Raw genomic sequence first — 17,697 nt, forward strand, 5'->3', positions numbered from 1 at the left:
GCTGGAGACAGCATTCTTTTTAATTTTTCGAAAACTCAACAGGAAAAATGTATCTTTGTAATATATCTCATAGTTTTATATAATCAATACATAGACTACTAAATCATGTCTTTTAGGGGGACTTAATATATGCAAGTAATTAAAATTTCTCCACGCGGTTATTGCTATGGTGTTGTCGATGCCATGGTTATTGCGAGAAATGCCGCTTTAGATAAAACATTACCTCGGCCTATCTACATTTTAGGAATGATCGTCCATAATAAGCACGTTACGGATGCTTTTGAAGAAGAAGGTATTATTACCCTTGATGGTAAAAATCGCAAAGATATCCTTGATAAAGTAAAATCTGGAACTGTAATTTTTACTGCCCATGGTATCTCTCCAGAAGTTCGCGAGCTTGCCAAAGAGCGTGGTCTTGTAACGATTGATGCCACTTGCCCTGATGTAACAAAAACACATGTCCTAATCGAAGAAAAAACAAAACAGGGTTATCAAGTTATTTATATTGGTAAAAAAGGACATCCAGAGCCCGAAGGTGCCATCGGGGTCGCCCCAGGTATGGTTCACCTTGTGGAAACTCCTAGTGACGTAGAGGCATTAACAATTGACTGTGAAAAACTATTAGTCACCAATCAAACCACAATGAGCCAATGGGACGTTGCCGATACTATGAAAAAAGTGCAAGAAAAATTTCCACACGTTGAAGTGTATAATGAAATTTGCCATGCCACACAAATTCGTCAAGAAGCGGTTGCGAACCAAGCAACTGAAGCAGATGTGACCATTGTCGTTGGTGACCCAAAAAGCAATAACTCCAACAGGCTAGCTCAGGTTTCGCAGGAAATTGCCGGCACCAAGGCCTACCGTATTGCTGATATAACAGAATTGGAAATTGAATGGATTAAGGATGCTAAAAATGTCGCTGTAACGTCAGGAGCATCTACACCCACTCCAATCACCAAAGAAGTTATTACCTTCCTTGAACAATTTGATCCGAACAATGAAGCAACATGGGAACGTCGTAAACAAGTTCAGTTAAGTAAAATATTACCTAAAGTTAAAAAAACTGAAGTATAAATGGAAAAGAACCGCTATATTTTGTATAGCGGTTCTTTTCATTGATGTTTTCAAATTTAGAATCCTTAAAATCGACCGTTCTTTTTTGAAATATTTCCTCTACGGCCGCTTATGAACTTTTAAATAAATTGAAATGGCTCAGTATTGACTTCGGATGGAAAAACCTCTACTTCAAAGCCTGCTTCTTGACACAGCTTCTCTAATACTTTTGATAATCCCTTTTTCATCACTTTTTCTACATTGTGACCTGGATCAATCATATTTAATCCTTGCATCAAAGCATCATGTGCCGTGTGATAATAAATATCACCCGTAATATACACATCAGCCCCTCTAAACTTAGCATTCATAAAATATTTATTCCCATCCCCGCCTAAAACAGCAACCTTTTTAATCTTGGCAGTTACATCACCAACCACGCGCACTGTTGGTACCTCTAACGCAGTTTTTACCTTTTCTGCAAATTCTCCTAAGGTCATTTCGTTGACGCGGCCAATTCTGCCGAGACCAAGCGTTTCCCCTTTATTTTCTAGAGGATATACATCATATGCCACCTCTTCATATGGATGGGCTTTAATCATGGCTGTGACGGTCTTCTTAAGAAGAGGTTCAGGTACAATCGTCTCAATTTTCACTTCGTCTACCTCTTCCAATCGTCCTGCTTGGCCAATAAAGGGATCTGTATTTTCGCCTGGCATGAATCGCCCTGTCCCATTTGCAGAGAACGAACAATGACTATAATTACCAATAAATCCTGCCCCTGCTTTTCCCAAGACAGTTCTAATCTCATTAGAATGGCTGGCAGGGACATAAACAACTAACTTCTTAAGCTTCGTATCAAACGTAGGTACGAGCACTTCAGCATCTTCAAGACCTAAAGCAGCAGCCAGCAGATCATTCACTCCGCCTTTTGCAACATCAAGGTTGGTGTGGGCAGCATAGACGGCAATATCGTGTTTAAGTAATTTTTCAATCATTTTCCCTTGTGTCGTGTCGGTCAGCAAATTTTTCAGCGGACGATAAATGATGGGGTGATGAGCAATAATTAGCTGAACATCTTTTTCTATCGCTTCATCAACGACATTTTCTAGTACATCTAGAGCTATCATCATACGATCAACCTTTTTATTTAAACGGCCGATTTGCAAACCAATCTTGTCACCTTCCATGGCTAACCCTTTAGGTGCGAACTGTTCAAACAATTGGATGATTTCATGGCCATTAGGATTCTTCATCTTTTAAAGCCTCCTCCACTATTCTAATTTTATCAAGAAGTTCTTTTCTCTTTTCAATTGTATCTGCTGTTTCAGTTGCATCTTCGAGAGCCTCGTAGATCCGCTGCCAATTTTTCTTCTCAGCCGTCCATTTTTTCTTAAATGTTTCTTCTTTTCTTTGCAGAAGAAATGGACCTAATAAAAGACCCGTGTCCTTGTTTGTTTGATAGGGCTTATCAGGATTACCTTTTTCAGCAACAACAATCTCATAAATTTTTCCGTCTTCTTCAATAATTTCTTCCTCAATAATTTCCCAGTTATTTACCAAAAGCCATTTTCGGACAGATATCGCACTAATATTCGGTTGTAAAATAAGGCGCCGAACTGAAGTCAGCTTTTCTTTTCCATTTTCAAGAATAGTGGAAATTAAGGCACCACCCATTCCTGCGATCGTAATACAATCTACCTCACCGGATTGAATCACCTCAAGACCATCCCCCATCCGTACAGAAATCGTCTCTATTAACCCTTCTGACTTCACATTTCTTTCTGCGGATTGGTAGGGTCCTTTTGCTACTTCACCCGCAACCGCAAAAGAAATCTTTAAGTTTTTTGCCAGGTAACATGGCAAATAGGCATGATCTGAGCCAATATCGGCCATTTTTGACCCTTCCGGCACATATTTTGCAACTTTCATCAATCGAACTGATAATTTTTCTGTATTCAAAAATTCCACCACTTTTTAGTTATGTATTTAAATAGTATAAAAATAGTATAAAAAAAGTCCTTCACAGATGCAAAGGACCATACTGCTTATTTAATTTTTGCTAACCAATCTGCCATAGCGCCTGCTTGTTCATCCGTAACAAGACCAGCTGGCATGCCTGTGCCTTTACCTTTTGTGATAATGGTCATAATTTCTTCCTTGGAATACTTATCACCAACACCTTTTAATGAAGGTCCTACTACCCCTTGATACTGATCACCATGGCATCCAATACATGTAGTTTTATAAATATCCTCTGGTTTAGATGCAGCAACCTCTGTTTTTTCACTACCTTTACCTTCACCATTCTCCTTAGCCACTTCTTTCATATCTCCAACGCCTTTGAAAGATAGAATAAATACTAACACGATTCCAAAAACCATGACTAGGATGTAAGGTATTACCGGATTCCGATTCATGAAATAACCTCCCTTATGTACGAACAGTCAAAATTAAATGTTTACAAACAACTATTATTTTACTTTAAAATGAACAGAAGGAAAAGCCCTAAACTTATTTTATCACTATAATCTTTATAAAAAAGAAAAAAGAGGCGAATTGGGTGTAATAACGACCCCTTAGCCTCACATTAGTTTCCCATATTTTTTTGTTAACATCCAATTAAACGAGAAATTACCAGTCTTTGCACTTCAGAGGTTCCCTCACCAATTTCAAGCAGCTTTGCATCCCGCATCATTCTTTCCACATGGTATTCCCTCATATAACCGTATCCGCCATGAATTTGCACGGCTTGATTAGTTACTTCCATACAAATTTCCGAGGCGTATAGCTTACACATGGCTGCTTCCTTTGAGAATGGTCTCCCCTTATCTTTTAACCATGCAGCCTTAAGTACCATATTTCGTGCTAACTCAATTTTTAATGCCATATCTGCAAGCTTAAATTGAGTTGCCTGGAAAGAAGAAATGGATCGACCAAATTGTTTTCGTTCCTTTGCATAGGCTAGTGCCTTCTCATACGCTCCCTGTGCAATCCCTACAGCCATTGCACCAATTCCAATACGACCGCCGTCAAGTGTAATTAAAAACTGTCTAAAGCCCTCCCCACGCTTTCCTAGAAGGTTTTCAACAGGGACTCTGACATCTTCTAACACTAGTTCTGTAGTATTCGATGAATGTAATCCCATCTTTTCATAGTTATCAATGACCGTAAAACCTGCCGTCTTTGTCGGGACAATGATGGCGCTAATTTCTTTTTTTCCATCCTTTTCACCTGTCACAGCAGTTATGGCTAAATGGCTGGCATAGCTGGCATTCGTAATAAAGCATTTACTACCATTAATCAAAAATTCCCCATTTTTCTCAGTTGCATATGTTTTTGTACCACCAGCATCTGAGCCTGCATTTGGCTCTGTTAACCCAAAAGCCCCTAGCGATTCACCTGTACAAATTGGCGTTAAATATCTTTGTTTTTGCTCTTCGGTGCCAAACAAATAAAGCGGTGCTCCACCTAAAGAAATATGAGCAGAGTAGGTGATGCCAGTGGAGCCGCACACCCTGCTTAACTCTTCTACAACAATTGCAAAGCTAATTGTATCGGCACCGCTGCCGCCATATTGTTCTGGAAAAGGCAATCCCATTATTCCCATGTCTGCTAGTTCCTTAAATATTTCAACAGGGAATTGCTTTAACCGATCCCGTTCGATTGCCCCTGGTGCAACTACTTCATCCGCAAATTGGTGTATGGTCCGTTTGATCATTTCTTGTTCTGAAGTTAAATCAAAGTTCATATCCATCCCCCCCTAAAGAAGCACTGTATACGCTTTCTTTATTAATTATACGAGGGTTTATGATAAATTCTCAAGATTAAAAAAATTTTAAAAAATAAATTATTATTTAAACATAGGGATGGCCATTTACCATTTTTTGTTTTATATTTTTATTAGAACATTTTACTACTCTTAACAAAAGCGATCCATTTAGAATTCTCTTTTCCGCAAAAATAATTTTGAGTGGAAGATTACCTACGATTTAAATGTGCATTTGCAAAATGAGAGACAATTCAGTAAAATAATGAAAAAGCAAGAAATTTACAAAAAAAATAGTCTACCCCTGTTAAGAAGTAAACTATAAATTCATCATTATTCTAAGAAGTCCTTAAGTCGTTTACTGCGGCTTGGATGACGTAATTTACGCAATGCCTTCGCTTCAATTTGGCGAATACGCTCACGAGTTACACCAAAGACCTTCCCCACCTCTTCAAGGGTACGGGTTCGGCCATCATCCAGTCCAAAACGAAGCCTAAGCACGTTCTCTTCACGATCTGTTAAGGTATCAAGTACATCCTCTAGTTGCTCTTTTAACAATTCATATGCAGCGTGTTCAGATGGAGATGTGGCATCCTGATCTTCAATAAAATCTCCTAAGTGGGAATCATCTTCTTCACCTATTGGAGTTTCAAGTGAGACAGGTTCTTGAGCAATTTTTAAAATTTCTCTTACCTTATCTGGTGTTAAATCCATATCCTCACCAATTTCTTCTGGTGTTGGTTCGCGGCCAAGATCTTGAAGTAACTGACGTTGAACACGGATAAGTTTATTAATTGTTTCAACCATGTGTACAGGAATTCGAATGGTCCTTGCTTGGTCAGCAATCGCACGTGTAATCGCTTGTCGAATCCACCACGTTGCATAGGTACTAAATTTAAAGCCTTTTTGGTAATCAAATTTCTCAACGGCTTTAATTAAACCCATATTTCCTTCTTGAATTAAATCAAGGAATAACATGCCACGGCCCACATAACGTTTGGCGATACTGACAACCAATCTTAGGTTTGCCTCTGCAAGGCGCCGTTTAGCTTCTTCGTCACCTTGTTCAATACGAAGCGCCAAATTCTTTTCTTCGTCAGCCGATAACAAATCTACTCGGCCAATTTCTTTCAAGTACATACGAACTGGATCGTTGATTTTTACTCCAGGCGGAACGCTAAGATCATTTAAATCAAATTCTTCTTCCTCTTCTTTGGCTATTTTTTTAATATCTGGGTCTTCCTCATCACCGTCACCGACTAATTCAATTCCTTGGTCTCCAAGGAACTCGTAAAATTCATCCATTTGGTGCGAGTCTAATTCAAAAATAGCCATCTTCTCAGCAATATCATCATAGGCAAGGACACCGATTTTTTTACCCAGCTCAGTTAACTGGTCTTTTACTTGTTCAAGGGTTAATTCATTTTCAACCTCTTTTGAACGGGCTGATTTTTCAGCAGCCATATGTCCCCCTCCTTCCAGCATTAAAGAAACTTAAAATAAATTTATAACAACTTACGCAATTGGTTAATTTCATTACCAATTGCAGCAGCCCTGTGAAAATCATTTTGTCGCTCTGCTTCTTTTAATTCCACTTCTTTTTCTTTTATCTTTAACATCTTTTGATAATTCAACACCTGTTTGATATAATCAGTTAATTCTTGATTTGTTACTTCATCATTGATCGACATCATTTCGATGTTGGCAACCATTCTTCTAAGATTGTCATCTTGAATATAGGTTAAAAACGCACTAGTATCTGGTTCAAAGTGGTCTTCATAAAACCCTAATAGATATGTTATTATTGCTTGGTGCTCATCGCTATTAAACGTGCTTTCTCCAAGTAAATCCTGAACCTTATAAGCCACATCCCGATTTTTTAGCATATGGGCAATTAAACATCTTTCCGCTGTATAATAGGCAGGTTTTAATTCATCCACACGCTTAACAATCACCAACGGTTTAGGCTCAGGGTCATTTTTACCCTTCGATTTTCTTTTTTCTTCAAAAAACATTTGTTTCTGCTGTTGTTGTAAAGTTTGCTGTAATGCTTCTAAAGAAAGAGAAAATTCAGCAGCCAGCTGTCGTAAATAATGATCCCTTTCAACAGCTTTATCTAGTTTGCTGATTTCTTTAATTATCTTTTCGATGTATGCAAGCCGTTCTCCTTCAAATTGAAGATTTTTTCCTCTTCGAAAGTATAGAAATTTGAAGGCCATCCAAGTTAAACTTGCATCCATCACTTCTTTACGGAATTTATCAGCACCATTTTTTTTGATATACTCATCAGGATCCTGTCCATCCGCCATCATGGCAACCTTTATTTGAAAACCAGCATCATGAAGATGGTTACCCGCTCGATAGGCTGCCTCAATTCCGGCTTTATCGGAATCATAACAAATCGTTATGGATTGGACGCTTTGCCGTAAAAGGGCAATATGTTCATCGGTCAAGGAGGTCCCCATTGTTGCAATGCCATTTTCTACGCCAGACCGGTCTGCAGCAATAACATCAGCAAAACCTTCAAATAAAACAGCGTGCTGCATTTTTTTTATACTTGGTTTAGCCAAGTGATAATTATATAAAATTTTACTTTTATTAAAGATTGCTGTTTCGGGACTATTTAAATATTTGGGTTCTTCAGCCCCTAGTGATCTCCCTGAAAAAGCAATCGTATTACCATGACGGTCAAAAATTGGAAACATAATTCGATCCCTAAATCGATCAAAATACGTCTCGTCCCTCTCTCGTTTGATAATTAATCCAGCTTTCTCCATCCATTCTGGTGAAAAATCCCTTTTAGTTAGGAACTTCACGACAAAATCCCATGAATTTAAGGAATAGCCAATTTGAAACTTATCAATCGATTCCTGGGTAAAGCCTCTTCCTAATAAATACTCTAAAGCATGCTGTCCTTCTTTTGTATTTACAAGAAGGTGATGATAAAATTTCCTTAACAGCTCATGTGCGTCCAGCATGGATTGATACTCTTTGGAAACCTTTTTCCCGCCAACAGCTGAAGATAAACTAATTTCAAGTTCAATATTTACCTTCTCAGCGAGTTTGATGGCGGCCTCTTGAAATGATATTCCTTCTAGCTCCATCAAAAAAGAAAATACATTCCCCCCAGCTCCGCATCCAAAGCAATGGAAAATCTGTTTGTCAGGTGATACTGAAAAGGATGGTGTACTCTCTCCATGGAAAGGACATAGTCCGAAGTAATTTCGCCCTTGTTTCTTCAGTTGAACATAGTCGCTGATAACTTCAACTATATCAACAGCCTGACGAATTTGGTCAATCTTTTCTTCGGCAATACGATCTGCCATGAAAACATCTCCATTTGTATTACACGTATTCGGCAGGCAATCATTATATTCCTGCAAATTTCGACAAATTTTTTGTTAATTTTGTCATAAAACTTACTCGATCTTTAGAGTGAAAGAGATTTTGGGCCTTTTCAGTGACAATATCTCCTTACTTGCATGGTTCAAAATGAACAATTCAGCTGCTTCCTTCCCAGTATCAACATATTTCCATGTTGCATATGTAGTCGTCTTATTTTTGACATGGTGATCATAGGAAGCAATAAAAAAACTTCAACGGGAAACTCGGAAGAACTTTCGACAATCTCCTCTTTTAATCGGGCAAGAATCTGTATCGACAAAATAGTCGATTTGCCTTTTACATAAGTATTAATTCTACATCACTCCGCATATTCCTTCTTAAAGAGATAACTTTTATAAAAGGATTTATGTCGAATTTTTTTTATAGGGCTGCCTTGACATCTAACAATAAATAGTTTATTCGTTCCAATGCAACTCTAAACCTAAAAAGATATTTTTTTATCACAATTTTTTATTATAGTACATTTATTATCATTTTGCCATAATTTTTTTCTTCTTTTTTTCAAACATAAAAGACACATAATCAAGATTATGTGTCAAGGTCTGCCCTTATAAATATAATTTAAGATAACATTGGCAGTCTCTTCCACCGCCTTATTTGTTACATCAATTACTGGACAATTAATCTTATTGACCACTTTTTCAAAAAAAGTTAGCTCTTCTTTGATTCTTTCGATATTAGCATAGCTTGCTTGATCATTTAATCCTAATGAAATTAATCGTTCTCTTCTGATATTGTTTAACTTTTCAGGACTGATTTTCAATCCAAAACATTTATTGACTGGAATCTTATAAAGTTCTTCAGGTGGGTCCACTTCTGGGACAAGTGGAACATTTGCCACTTTTAAGCGTTTATGGGCCAAGTATTGTGATAGTGGTGTCTTGGAGGTTCTTGACACTCCAATTAGAACAATATCCGCCTTTAAAAGCCCTCTCGGGTCACGTCCATCGTCATATTTTACCGCAAATTCAATTGCTTCGATTTTTTTAAAGTAATCTTCATCCAGCTTTCTAACCAAGCCTGGTTCACATAATGGTGTTTTCCCGCTAAAAACTTGAATTTGATCGATGATAGGACCAATTAAATCAACTGCTTGGATACCTTCTTCATCTGCTTTTTCCTTCAAATATGTACGAATTTCCGGTTTGACTAGTGTATAAGCAATCATGCCTTTATCATTTGAAACAAGGGACACTACTTCATCAATATGTTCCTTGTCCTCTACATAGGGAAATCTTTTTAATGTCATACCTGAACCATTAAACTGGCTTATTGCAGCTTTTGTCACTAATTCAGCCGTCTCCCCCACTGAATCTGATACAACATAGATGATAGGCAAACTCATTCTCCCAAAACAGCTCCTCTATCAAGATATTTTTTTATTCATCGCCAAGAGCTACAAAGGCTTTGGTAATATTGGTTTTGGTTACTCGGCCAATTACTTCGTACCCATTTTCTGACTTTTTAACAATCGGTAAGGCATCGATTTGTTTTTCAATTAGCTTTTTGGCAACATCAATTAATAAATCTTCCCGTTCACACATTGCTATGTTGGGCATCCTAGTCATAATGATATTGACAGGAATACTTATAAGCTCTTGTTTTCCAATGCTTGCACGAAGTAAATCCTTTCTTGATAAAACACCAACAAGGCTGGAGTTTTGATCAACTACAAATAATGTTCCCACATCCTCAAGAAACATGGTGCAAATCGCATCGTAAACAGATACATTCTCACTTACTACTACAGGAATAGACTGATAATCTTTCACATAAATTTTTTGCAAATTTTCTGTTAATAGTTGAGTACCAGACTTACCCGTATAGAAATAACCAACTCGCGGCCTTGCATCCAAAAATCCAGCCATCGTTAAAATAGCAAGATCCGGCCTTAAGGTCGCCCTAGTTAAACTCAATTGTTCAGCAATTTGCTCCCCTGTAATCGGACCGTTATCTTTAACTATTTGCAATATATGTTCTTGGCGTTTAGTCAGTTCGATTGTCCTCACCACCTTAAAATACCTTTTAACAAAATAAATATATAATTGTCTATAGGGTAATTATATACTACTAACTATTTGAAATCTATTTCCTGTTCACTATAAACAAAAGGCGCGGTTACCCGCGCCTCTTCTTAGAAAGCCATCTTCTCTTGAAGGAAGTTTACAAGCTCTGAAATGGCAACCCGTTTTTGTTCCATCGTGTCCCGATCACGTATCGTAACCATATGGTCTTCTTTTGAATCAAAGTCATACGTAATACAATATGGTGTGCCAATTTCATCATGGCGGCGGTACCGTTTACCAATTGAACCCGCTTCATCATAATCCACAGTGAAATACTTAGATAAAGTGGCAAATACCTCTTTTGCCTCCTCAGACAATTTTTTTGATAAAGGAAGAATGGCTGCTTTAAACGGCGCCAAGGCTGGGTGGAAATGCATAACAGTTCTTGATGTACCATCCTCTAATTGCTCCTCATCGTAGGCATCTATTAAAAATGCAAGTGTGACGCGATCTGCACCAAGTGATGGTTCAATACAGAATGGGACATACTTTTCGTTTGTTTCTGGGTCAAGGTAATGGAAATCTTCACCTGAAAACTCCATATGTTGTTTTAAATCATAATCAGTCCTTGATGCCACACCCCATAATTCTCCCCAGCCGAATGGGAATTTAAATTCAAAGTCCGTCGTTGCGTTACTATAATGGGAAAGTTCATCTTCGGAATGATCGCGAAGTCTTAAATTCTCTTTTGTCAGTCCTAATGACAGTAACCATTGTTCTGCATATTGCTTCCAGTAATCGAACCATTTTAGCTCATCACCTGGTTTACAGAAAAATTCAAGTTCCATTTGTTCAAACTCTCTAGTACGGAAGGTAAAATTACCTGGAGTTATTTCATTACGGAAACTTTTTCCTATTTGTGCAATCCCAAATGGTAATTTCTTTCTCATTGTCCGTTGTACATTTTTAAAATTAACAAAAATACCTTGTGCCGTTTCTGGGCGAAGGAAGATTTCGTTTGTACTAGTTTCTGTTACGCCTTGGAAAGTTTTAAACATTAAATTGAATTGACGAATCCCTGTAAAATCATGGCTGCCACAATCAGGGCAGGCAATCTGATGTTCTTTAATGAGTTCTTCCATTTTTTCAAATGGTAATCCATCAACAACCATTTCGATTCCTTTTGCTTCAAGTGCATTTTCAATTAATTTATCTGCACGGTGACGAGCTTTACAATTTTTACAATCAATCATCGGATCATTAAAGTTACCAATATGGCCAGATGCTTCCCAAGTTCTTGGGTTCATTAGGATACTTGCATCTAAGCCCACATTGTAAGGGGACTCTTGAACAAATTTTTTCCACCAAGCTTGCTTTATATTATTTTTAAATTCGACGCCTAAAGGGCCGTAATCCCAAGTGTTTGCAAGACCTCCATATATCTCTGAACCTGGAAAGATAAATCCTCTGTGCTTGGCGTGCGAAACAATTTGATCCATTGTTACATTCATTTTTTTTGCTCCTTTTCATTAAAAATAAAAAACTCTCGCCTCTATGCTTAAATTTAAGCATAGGGACGAGAGTTACCCGCGGTTCCACCCTATTTGCTGCTAAAAAAGCAGCCTCCTTGAATGTGTTGTGTCAAAACAACAACTTATCGCTCAGGAACGCCTTCATTGGGACTCTATACCCTAGCTCACACCATCCTAGGTTCGCTTCTATAGAGAGGACCAATTACTACTTTCCGTCACAGCAACTATTTTATTAATTAAAGAAATAGTAACGAAAACTCCAAACATTGTCAACAAGTTGGTTATAAGAGATTTCGAAATTGATCCATTGAATCTAAAAACTTCTTTGTTTTGAGATGAAGACCTGAGTATTCTTCATAATAGGCTGTTATAACTTTTTTTAATTCAGCCTTTGTTTCTTCTTTAACAGAAATATTTCCTAACCTTGAAAGATCAATATGATAAAAGAGCCGTAATAATTTTACTGCAGCTGGTGATAATTTAAAATGATAAGGATCCTTACCTAGACAACGATGGCAAATTAATCCACCTTCACGAATCGAAAAAGAAAAATGTCCGTCTGTACTCCCACAAACGGAACACTGATTTAAAATAGGGTGCATACCCATTACATTTAACATTTTCATCTCATATATATTCATGAGAATATCCGGGTCGTAGCCTTCATTCATGTAATGTAATGTTTGAAAAAGCAATTCAAAATGGTAGGGATTGGGCTTATGATCTTCTGTACATTTATCGGTTAATTCAACAATATAACTTGCATACGCCGTTAAAAAGATATCTTCCCCTATTGAACGCATAGAAGTATTAATTTCCCCTTGCTGTAAACTCCCTAGGCCAGACCCTCTTTGCAATAGAAAATATCCATGTGTAAAAAGCTGGGTAATGGCGGAAAGACGGCTATTAGGCTTTTTGGCTCCACGAGCCATTACACCAATCTTTCCCCATTCCCTTGTATATAGGGTCACTATTTTATTATTTTCACCATAATCTGTCGTTCTAATCACGATGCCTTCACATTTCTGAAGCATCATTGTCACCTTCTTAAATTACGCAAAAACAAACTTATGAAACGGGAAAATCTATTTGTGCTAGCTCTTCACTCTGATTTCCGGGTATTTCTTGGTTTTCCTTCTCAAGTTCTTTGAAGAGAAGATATGTGTCAATATTACCTGTCTGAAGGAATACTTTCCACGTAAAATCCATCATCGAAAACCCCACCTTTCATTATTTAGACTAGCCTAAAGTTACTCCCAAACCTTATTAATATCATAGCCTGCCTTAGCTAAAATCATAAGACGAAATAATTGTTAATGTTGTCCATGCATAATCTTATCTGTCAGATAATATTGTAATTAGGGTTGATTTTTAATATTCATCTTCATTAAAGCCATAATCACGGAGTTGGGACATCTTATTACGCCAATCCTTTTGAACTTTAACCCATAGTTCTAAAAACACTTTTGACCCTAGTAGATTTTCAATATCGGTCCGGGCCCGCTTACCGATTTCTTTCAGCATGCTGCCTTGCTTTCCAATTATGATACCCTTTTGTGAATCTCTCTCCACAATAATTGTTGCCATAACATTAATAATATCTTTATCTTCTCGCCGCTCCATTTTATCAAGAACAACCGCTAATGAATGGGGGATTTCTTCCCTAGTTAAGTGCAGCGCTTTCTCCCTTATTAATTCTGTAATAATGAATCGCTCTGGATGATCGGTTACCTGGTCAGCGGGATAATATTGCGGTCCCTCTGGTAGAAAGCCTTTTATTTGCTCCAAAAGACGATCCACATTATTTCCTTCAAGGGCTGATATAGGAACGATTTCTTTAAAATCATATTTTTCTTTATACGATTCTATAATAGGCAACAAATTATCTGGATGAATTTGATCAATTTTATTAATTACAAGAAAGATTGGTGTGTTTACTGTTTTAAATTTTTCTAAGATAAATTCTTCACCACGGCCAAATCCTTCTTCCGCATTTACCATAAATAAAATTAAATCAACTTCTTTTAGTGTATTTTGTGCAACCTTCATCATAAAATCGCCCAGTTTATGTTTTGGTTTATGGATACCAGGTGTATCAATGAAAATCATTTGAGCGTCTGTTTGTGATAATACACCTTGAATTTTATTGCGTGTGGTCTGCGGTTTATCACTCATAATGGCTATTTTTTGACCAATTACTCGATTTAAAAAGGTGGATTTCCCCACATTTGGCCGTCCGATGATCGAAATAAATCCTGACTTGTATGCGTTTCCATTCCCATTATTCACCATGTAAATCCTCCGGTGCAAAGGCACCTGGCAATAACTCTGCTACTGTCAGTTCTTTCGTATCACCTTTAAGGTTTGTTAGGACGACCTTCATGTCACTTGGGCATAATTCTGAAATTACTTGTCTGCACGCACCACAAGGGGAACAAGGGCGATCAGTATCGGCAATAACTGCTAGCATCTGAAAATCGCGATCACCTTCTGAGTATGCCTTAAAAAGGGCGGTTCGCTCAGCGCAGTTGCACATACTATATGCGGCATTTTCAATATTACAGCCGTGATATACTTTTCCATCTGTTGTTAAAAGGGCTGCTCCAACACCAAACCTTGAATATGGAACATATGCTCTTTCTCTTGCTTTTTTTGCTTCTTCAATTAATCTTTCGATATTCACAAAAACTCTTCCCTTCCAGCAAGGTTCTGCTGTTTCTTTATTTTACAGCATAATTAAGAGAAAATCATTAGTTGTAGCAAAAAAGTAATATAAAAATTTTTAAAAATTAGAATTTTCTCATAATTACCATCTTTAACTAAAAGTTAATTATGTCATTTTATCTAATTTGATTTCCTTTTTCAAATTAGACCTAGGATTTCCTTTAAAACAAGTGGTGAAGATATGGTAAAAAGATGATAATTCCAATTACCACTGAGATAACAGCATAAACCAATACAGCTCCTGCTGCAATATCCTTAGCCTGTTTGGCAAGTGGATGATATTCGCTTGTAACGAGATCCACCACTCGTTCAATAGCGGTATTGATTAATTCCAGAACAAACATCCCTCCAATGGCGAAAAGGATGAGGACCCACTCTATTTTTGTAATAGATAAATAAAAGGAAATCATCAGCACAAGCATTGAACATACTAGGTGGAACCGCATGTTTCGTTCCTTTTTAAGTGCCGTTAAGATGCCCATTAAAGCAAACTTAAATGAATGAATAAACGAAAATATTGGACGTTTATCTTGTGAGTCCATAATCATTTAAAATTTCCTTTTGCAATGTGAACATTTCCTTCTCATCTTCAGGAGTCATATGGTCATAACCTAAAAGGTGGAGAAAACCATGAACCGCTAAAAAACCCAATTCTCGCTCAAAAGAATGACCATATTCCTCTGCCTGTTCCTTTGTTCTGGGGATAGAAATAATAATATCCCCCAAAACACGGGGCATTTCAACCCCAGTTAAGGCCACTTCGCCTTCACCAAGCTCTTCCATAGCAAATGAAATGACATCTGTTGGCGCATCTTTATCCCGATATTCTCGGTTAATTTCCTGAATTCTTTCATTGGAAACAAAGGTGACAGATACTTCACTTTGTTCCTCAATGTTTAATTTCTTTGCCGCAAAATTTATTAACCTTTCAATTTCAAGCATTTGTTGTTCAGATACTTCATTTGTTTCATCGATACAATCTATTAGTAATGTCATGCTTGCTTCACCTTCTTTGTTTTTGTCAATTCTGGGTATTCAATTCTTGAATGAAATATTCCCTTTAATGTCTCACATAATGTGTGAGACACTGTTTCAATCTCTTTAATGGTAATATCACATTCATTTAATTGATCATCTTGAAGTCGGTCGGCCACAATTTTCTTCACTAGCGATTCAATTAATTCAGGGGTAGGCTGTGATAAGGAACGTACTGCTGCTTCCACACTATCTGCAATTCCAACGACTGCCGACTCCTTCGTTTGCGCCTTTGGTCCTGGATAACGAAAATCTTCGTCCTTTGTTTCAGGATTATTTTGCAGTGCTTTGTGATAAAAGAATTTTAACAATGTTGTCCCATGATGCTGCTCCGCAATATCAATAATTTCTTTTGGCATATGATATTTCTTTAATATAGCCGATCCATCTGTGACATGAGCAATAATGATATGAGCACTTTTATCCGGCGGCAAGCGGTCATGGGGATTATCATGGTGCATTTGGTTTTCAATAAAGAAGTTTGGTCTTTTCGTTTTTCCAATATCATGATAATAACTGCCAACTCTTGCTAATAGACCATTTGCCCCTATCGCTTCACAGGCAGATTCAGCTAAATTTGCCACCATAACACTATGATGATACGTACCTGGAGACTCCATTAAAATTTTTCTCAGTAGTGGATGGTTAGGATTTGATAGCTCTATTAACCTCATAGTTGATAGAATTCCGAAACTAGCCTCAAAAAATGGCAGTAGTCCAATCGTTAAAACAGCAGACCCGATACCCGATACAAGCGCAGTAATAACATAGTAACCGTACTCAATCCCTGTAAACTGTCCATTTGGCAACAAAATCAAGGCACCAATTGACAACACATTTACAATTGCCGCGAATGTACCAGCCTGTAAAATTTTCGAACGTTGATTATGTTTATTCAAAAACAAGATCGCTGCTAGGGCGCTGAAGATAATGTATATGCCGATTGAAAAGTTGAAAGTACCGGTTATCCCCTCATTGAATAGGATGCTCCCACAAACCGCCATGACGATTGACATAAGGATAGCAAGTTTTTCATCAATCAAAATCTTAATCAGCATTCCTCCCATTGCCGCGGGAAATATGTATCCAATACCAGCAAAATTAAAAATTTGTAACATGCTAATGATTTTCATTATGAAGATTGAAAGAATGAAAATCAGCCCAAATAGCAGCAAGGAAGTTTGCCTTTGCTCTGGAAGAGATTTCATTTGGTAAAAGTAATAATAGATCCCTGCAAGTAAGATGGTAATCATGGCGATTAAACCGATAAATGGCTTATAAGATTTATTATTATTTAACAGACCGACCAATTTTAATTGTCGATAAATGTCCTGATTAATTAATTCTCCTTCTTCAACAATAATTTGACCTTGGAGAATTTTTACCGGCTCGACACTTTCTGAGGCCTGCTGCCTAAGCTCTTCTGTTGCATTAGGATCATAAAACTCATTTTGAATAACTGCATACCTGCCTAAATCAATGGCAGCCAATCTTAAATTATCATTTAAGCTGTTAAATTTTAATTCTTCTTCGACCTTTTTTTTGGCATTTTCAACATCATCAGCAGAAATCCTTGACGACATTACATTATTAATGGCTGTAACCGTCAAATCCTTTGCAATCGACAATTCATCATTACTGGATTGGACCAAAGCTGAAAACACCTGATCAGATACGTCTTTCGAAACACTTGAAGTCAATTTTGCTTTTAACCTTGTTACTTTTTCTGTTGCGCTCGGTTCCGATTTAACATGGGTTTCTTCAGCAGCCAGCTCTTCCTGTTTCTTTAATTCTTCTTTAATCTCATCATTTACCTCTATCGCTGATTGAAATATAGAAGTGATTAAATCAACTCTGTTTTGTGTATATTCTTTTTTTAAGGTATAAACATCCTGTACTTGATCAAGTGCATCTTTTCGCTTATTTTCAGTACTTTCTTTATCCTCCACAGTGCCAGGAGAGCGAATTGTTTTTTCAGCAACAGAAAACAAACTCAATTCCAACTTTTCAGGTTTTACGTTACTGTACATGGCTCCAAACAGAACAATCCCTAATACAAGAAAAAAAAGTATTCGAAAAAAGATAATATCGAGTAACTTCCGTATCCGTATGAAGTACTGCTGTAGTTTATCCAACTATATCCCTCCAAACACGGCCCTTAAACCCCTAT

At 37.3% G+C, this 17,697-nt stretch carries 17 protein-coding genes and 1 other annotated feature; of the genes, 1 reads left to right on the forward strand and 16 read right to left on the reverse strand.

The genetic code is table 11. The features are described 5' to 3' along the window. The first annotated feature begins 129 nt into the window (after positions 1 to 129). Positions 130 to 1,077 carry a 4-hydroxy-3-methylbut-2-enyl diphosphate reductase gene (locus AC4E8C_RS16910; RefSeq protein ID WP_490207815.1) on the forward strand — a complete coding sequence of 316 codons (948 nt, stop codon included), beginning with the start codon at positions 130 to 132 and terminating at the stop codon, positions 1,075 to 1,077. 119 nt (positions 1,078 to 1,196) lie between these two features. Here AC4E8C_RS16910 and AC4E8C_RS16915 read toward each other — a convergent pair whose 3' ends face one another. The 16 genes from AC4E8C_RS16915 to AC4E8C_RS16990 all read right to left on the reverse strand — a co-directional run bounded on the left by AC4E8C_RS16915 (position 1,197) and on the right by AC4E8C_RS16990 (position 17,662). Then, positions 1,197 to 2,312 carry a Nif3-like dinuclear metal center hexameric protein gene (locus AC4E8C_RS16915; protein ID WP_490207816.1) on the reverse strand — a complete coding sequence of 372 codons (1,116 nt, stop codon included), beginning with the start codon at positions 2,310 to 2,312 and terminating at the stop codon, positions 1,197 to 1,199. Continuing rightward, positions 2,299 to 3,018: a tRNA (adenine(22)-N(1))-methyltransferase gene (locus AC4E8C_RS16920; RefSeq protein ID WP_490207817.1), complete on the reverse strand. Its 720-nt coding sequence runs from the start codon at positions 3,016 to 3,018 to the stop codon at positions 2,299 to 2,301. The genes AC4E8C_RS16915 and AC4E8C_RS16920 overlap by 14 nt, the downstream gene beginning before the upstream one ends. Positions 3,019 to 3,104: 86 nt before the next feature. Further along, positions 3,105 to 3,476 carry a cytochrome c550 gene (gene cccA, locus AC4E8C_RS16925; protein ID WP_490207818.1) on the reverse strand — a complete coding sequence of 124 codons (372 nt, stop codon included), beginning with the start codon at positions 3,474 to 3,476 and terminating at the stop codon, positions 3,105 to 3,107. A 191-nt stretch (positions 3,477 to 3,667) separates the two neighbouring features. After that, on the reverse strand, positions 3,668 to 4,807 hold the full coding sequence (locus tag AC4E8C_RS16930; protein ID WP_490207819.1) for an acyl-CoA dehydrogenase family protein: 1,140 nt from the start codon (positions 4,805 to 4,807) through the stop codon (positions 3,668 to 3,670). 351 nt (positions 4,808 to 5,158) lie between these two features. Continuing rightward, entirely contained in the window at positions 5,159 to 6,289 is a 1,131-nt protein-coding gene (gene rpoD / locus AC4E8C_RS16935) for an RNA polymerase sigma factor RpoD (protein WP_490207820.1), read from the reverse strand. A gap of 41 nt (positions 6,290 to 6,330) precedes the next feature. Continuing rightward, entirely contained in the window at positions 6,331 to 8,151 is a 1,821-nt protein-coding gene (gene dnaG / locus AC4E8C_RS16940; RefSeq protein WP_490207821.1) for a DNA primase, read from the reverse strand. Between the two features lie 614 nt (positions 8,152 to 8,765). Continuing rightward, positions 8,766 to 9,575, reverse strand: coding sequence for a pyruvate, water dikinase regulatory protein (locus AC4E8C_RS16945; protein WP_490207822.1), 810 nt, complete (start codon positions 9,573 to 9,575; stop codon positions 8,766 to 8,768). A gap of 34 nt (positions 9,576 to 9,609) precedes the next feature. After that, the gene (ccpN, locus tag AC4E8C_RS16950) at positions 9,610 to 10,242 is read right to left on the reverse strand and encodes a transcriptional regulator CcpN (protein WP_490207823.1); all 633 of its coding nucleotides are present in this window, start codon (positions 10,240 to 10,242) and stop codon (positions 9,610 to 9,612) included. 122 nt (positions 10,243 to 10,364) lie between these two features. Further along, positions 10,365 to 11,747 (reverse strand): glycine--tRNA ligase, encoded by a 1,383-nt coding sequence (locus AC4E8C_RS16955; RefSeq protein ID WP_490207824.1) that lies wholly within the window; start codon positions 11,745 to 11,747, stop codon positions 10,365 to 10,367. Positions 11,748 to 11,805: 58 nt separating this feature from the next. Continuing rightward, positions 11,806 to 11,996 (reverse strand) — a binding site (T-box leader). Between the two features lie 53 nt (positions 11,997 to 12,049). Continuing rightward, positions 12,050 to 12,802 carry a DNA repair protein RecO gene (gene recO, locus AC4E8C_RS16960; RefSeq protein WP_490212597.1) on the reverse strand — a complete coding sequence of 251 codons (753 nt, stop codon included), beginning with the start codon at positions 12,800 to 12,802 and terminating at the stop codon, positions 12,050 to 12,052. Positions 12,803 to 12,836: 34 nt separating this feature from the next. Beyond that, a complete protein-coding gene (locus tag AC4E8C_RS16965) occupies positions 12,837 to 12,980 on the reverse strand; it encodes a YqzL family protein (protein ID WP_490207825.1) in 144 nt (47 codons plus the stop codon). 159 nt (positions 12,981 to 13,139) lie between these two features. Further along, complete coding sequence (gene era, locus AC4E8C_RS16970) at positions 13,140 to 14,060, reverse strand: GTPase Era (RefSeq protein ID WP_490207826.1); 921 nt, start codon at positions 14,058 to 14,060, stop codon at positions 13,140 to 13,142. Continuing rightward, positions 14,050 to 14,451: a cytidine deaminase gene (locus tag AC4E8C_RS16975; RefSeq protein WP_490207827.1), complete on the reverse strand. Its 402-nt coding sequence runs from the start codon at positions 14,449 to 14,451 to the stop codon at positions 14,050 to 14,052. Before AC4E8C_RS16975 ends, era begins: the two co-directional genes overlap by 11 nt. A gap of 202 nt (positions 14,452 to 14,653) precedes the next feature. Then, on the reverse strand, positions 14,654 to 15,040 hold the full coding sequence (locus AC4E8C_RS16980; protein ID WP_490207828.1) for a diacylglycerol kinase family protein: 387 nt from the start codon (positions 15,038 to 15,040) through the stop codon (positions 14,654 to 14,656). Further along, on the reverse strand, positions 15,018 to 15,488 hold the full coding sequence (ybeY, locus tag AC4E8C_RS16985) for an rRNA maturation RNase YbeY (protein ID WP_490207829.1): 471 nt from the start codon (positions 15,486 to 15,488) through the stop codon (positions 15,018 to 15,020). Before ybeY ends, AC4E8C_RS16980 begins: the two co-directional genes overlap by 23 nt. Beyond that, positions 15,485 to 17,662: an HD family phosphohydrolase gene (locus tag AC4E8C_RS16990; RefSeq protein ID WP_490207830.1), complete on the reverse strand. Its 2,178-nt coding sequence runs from the start codon at positions 17,660 to 17,662 to the stop codon at positions 15,485 to 15,487. The genes ybeY and AC4E8C_RS16990 overlap by 4 nt, the downstream gene beginning before the upstream one ends. Between the last annotated feature and the right edge of the window lie 35 nt (positions 17,663 to 17,697).

This window comes from Neobacillus sp. SRL179, assembly GCF_984799095.1.

Coding starts and splice junctions, on each gene's coding strand:
- dnaG (WP_490207821.1), bottom strand. CDS start 8,151: ATGGCAGATCGTATTGCCGAAGAAAAGATTGACCAAATTCGTCAGGCT.
- rpoD (WP_490207820.1), bottom strand. CDS start 6,289: ATGGCTGCTGAAAAATCAGCCCGTTCAAAAGAGGTTGAAAATGAATTA.
- era (WP_490207826.1), bottom strand. CDS start 14,060: ATGGTGAATAATGGGAATGGAAACGCATACAAGTCAGGATTTATTTCG.
- AC4E8C_RS16980 (WP_490207828.1), bottom strand. CDS start 15,040: ATGATTATGGACTCACAAGATAAACGTCCAATATTTTCGTTTATTCAT.
- cccA (WP_490207818.1), bottom strand. CDS start 3,476: ATGAATCGGAATCCGGTAATACCTTACATCCTAGTCATGGTTTTTGGA.
- AC4E8C_RS16915 (WP_490207816.1), bottom strand. CDS start 2,312: ATGAAGAATCCTAATGGCCATGAAATCATCCAATTGTTTGAACAGTTC.
- AC4E8C_RS16910 (WP_490207815.1), top strand. CDS start 130: ATGCAAGTAATTAAAATTTCTCCACGCGGTTATTGCTATGGTGTTGTC.
- AC4E8C_RS16930 (WP_490207819.1), bottom strand. CDS start 4,807: ATGAACTTTGATTTAACTTCAGAACAAGAAATGATCAAACGGACCATA.
- AC4E8C_RS16955 (WP_490207824.1), bottom strand. CDS start 11,747: ATGAATGTAACAATGGATCAAATTGTTTCGCACGCCAAGCACAGAGGA.
- ybeY (WP_490207829.1), bottom strand. CDS start 15,488: ATGACATTACTAATAGATTGTATCGATGAAACAAATGAAGTATCTGAA.
- AC4E8C_RS16965 (WP_490207825.1), bottom strand. CDS start 12,980: ATGATGGATTTTACGTGGAAAGTATTCCTTCAGACAGGTAATATTGAC.
- AC4E8C_RS16945 (WP_490207822.1), bottom strand. CDS start 9,575: ATGAGTTTGCCTATCATCTATGTTGTATCAGATTCAGTGGGGGAGACG.
- recO (WP_490212597.1), bottom strand. CDS start 12,802: ATGCTTCAGAAATGTGAAGGCATCGTGATTAGAACGACAGATTATGGT.